Origin of the sequence: Methanoregula sp., from assembly GCF_002835825.1 — an archaeon.
GTDB lineage: Archaea > Halobacteriota > Methanomicrobia > Methanomicrobiales > Methanospirillaceae > Methanoregula.
The window spans coordinates 1-2,301 of sequence record NZ_PIZH01000347.1 but is presented as its reverse complement, the minus strand read 5'-3'; the positions used below and the strand labels follow the sequence as shown (position 1 = coordinate 2,301).

Below are 2,301 nucleotides of genomic sequence, written 5' to 3'. Positions count from 1 at the left end.
GTCGGGCGGAGACCCGGGGTGAATGCCGGGGCGGACGATTGCAGGGCTGCCACTTGCCGCCCCCCCGTCAAAGACCCGCGTGCCGCCGCCGATGTGCTTGCCCGCCCCTTCCCGGCTGACCAGCCCCCGGTTCTGAACTTTGCCGATCCGCGTGATCTTTGGGAAGTTGTCGCCCATCGAGTAGCATACCGCGATGCCTTCGATCTCGTCAAGCGGGCAGATGCGGGCAAGGTCGGCGATGACAAAGTCCTTTGCAGCCTCGCGCGAGAGTTTGAATTCCCTTCCCTCTCCAGCGAACCGCATGGCGCTTGTGCCGTGATCGATCCCGATGAACATAGCAGTAATCCTATAGCATGGATGACATATTAGGTATTGATGTTTGTTGTGGTGACAGGCGGGGCCGGGTTCATCGGTTCGCATCTGGTAGACACGCTCGGTGCACAGGGCAACGAAGTCCTCGTAATCGACTCCCTTTGTGCCGGGAAGAGGGAGACAATAGCCCGGCATATCGACGATAACAAAGTCCGGTTCGTCAAAAAAGACCTGCTTGGTGATGGCTGGCAGGAAAAACTCGACGGAGCGGACCGGCTCTTCCACCTCGCAGCAGATCCCGATGTGAGGCAGAGCGCCGTCAACCCCGATCCTACCATGCAGAACAATATCATGGCCACATACCGGGTGCTCGAAGCAATGCGCATGCATGATGTGCCGGAACTGGTCTTCACCTCCACCTCGACTGTTTACGGCGATGCAACAATTATCCCGACACCCGAGGATTACACCCCGCTTGAACCGATCTCGGTCTACGGGGCAAGCAAGCTTGCCTGCGAGTCGTTGATCTCCGCATACTGCCATTCGTTTGGCATGAAGGCATGGGTATTCCGGTTTGCCAATATTATCGGGGCCCGGAGCGGCCATGGCGTGATCACGGACTTTATCCATAAACTGAAGGAGAACCCCCGCGAGCTCGAGATCCTGGGAGACGGGAAACAGACCAAGTCCTACCTCGAAGTGCACGAGTGCATAGCAGCAATGCTCTATGCAACCGGAAAGGCCCGCGGCACCGTCAATACGTTCAATATCGGTTCCGAGGATTGGATCGATGTGAAGAGCATCGCGGAGATCGTGACTGAAGAGATGCACCTGCCCGGAACAACCTTCCGGTTTACCGGTGGTGAGCGAGGCTGGGTCGGCGATGTACCGAAAATGCAGTTATCCATCGAAAAGATCAAGGGCCTCCGCTGGAAGCCCCAGACCGGCTCACGCGAGAGTGTCCGCATCGCAGTCCGCGATCTGCTTTCGGGCCGGTGAATCCCCATGAAATACATCGTTGTGCTGGGAGATGGTATGGCCGACGAGCCGATAGCCGAGCTCGGCGGAAAGACGCCTCTTGAATATGCGAAGACTCCGAACATGGACCGGATGGCCCGCGAGGGTGCCTGCGGGATGCTCCATACGATTCCCGACGGGTTCGAAGCCGGCAGCGATATCGCGAACATGGCCGTTCTCGGGTATGCCCCGGAGAAGTACTATACCGGCCGCGGCCCGCTCGAAGCCCTGAGCATGGGGATCGACCTTGCACCCGCCGATGTCGCGTACCGGTGCAACCTCGTGACCGTGGAACAGGAGACAATGGCGGATTTCTCGGCAGGCCACATTTCCAGCAACGAGGGAAAGGACCTCTTCGCAGCACTCGGGCCGGAGATCCCCGAGGTCATGGTCCGGGCCGGTGTCAGCTACCGGAACCTGCTTGTCGTCCATGACGGGCACGGCTCAACAACCACGCCCCCGCACGATATCGTCGGGCAGGGCATCGGGCCCTATCTGCCGAAGGGGAAAGACGCAGAGCTTCTCCTGCAGTGCATAGAAAAGAGCCGTGCAGTGTTTGCCGGTCATCCGGTGAACCGGGCACGGAGTGCCGCAGGCAAACGCCCGGCAACCCAGATCTGGCCATGGAGCGGCGGGCACAAACCGGCCTTCCCCCTGTTCGAGAAGAAATACGGAAAGAAGGGCGGCATCATTTCGGCAGTCGACCTTCTCAATGGCATCGGCCGGTGCGCCGGCATGGAGGTTATCACGGTGCCGGGCGCAACCGGGTATCTCGATACCGATTATGCAGCAAAGGCACGGTACGCGCTGGACGCGATCCGGCGGCTTGACTTTGTCTATATCCACATCGAGGCACCGGACGAGGCGGGGCATTTGGGGAGTGTCGGTGAGAAGGTGAAGGCGATCGAAAAAGTCGACGAAGTTGTGGGAACGATCCTGGACGGGTTCGATGGCGTTGTCGCTGTACTGCCC

Annotated in this window: 2 protein-coding genes and 1 pseudogene; 2 read left to right on the top strand and 1 reads right to left on the bottom strand. The window is 59.5% G+C overall.

Features of this window, described 5'->3' with window-relative positions; translation table 11 throughout:
- Positions 1-336 (bottom strand): annotated as a pseudogene (locus tag CW742_RS10860) (methanogenesis marker 12 protein); the annotation flags it as partial.
- Positions 337-375: 39 nt separating this feature from the next.
- Here CW742_RS10860 and CW742_RS10855 point away from each other — a divergent pair.
- Both CW742_RS10855 and CW742_RS10850 read left to right on the top strand, forming a co-directional pair.
- Complete coding sequence (locus CW742_RS10855) at positions 376-1,311, top strand: NAD-dependent epimerase/dehydratase family protein (RefSeq protein WP_292420296.1); 936 nt, start codon at positions 376-378, stop codon at positions 1,309-1,311.
- Between the two features lie 6 nt (positions 1,312-1,317).
- Positions 1,318-2,301 (top strand): cofactor-independent phosphoglycerate mutase (locus tag CW742_RS10850; protein ID WP_292420294.1); only part of this gene is annotated, 984 nt, incomplete at its 3' end.

Coding starts and splice junctions, on each gene's coding strand:
- CW742_RS10855 (WP_292420296.1), top strand. CDS start 376: ATGTTTGTTGTGGTGACAGGCGGGGCCGGGTTCATCGGTTCGCATCTG.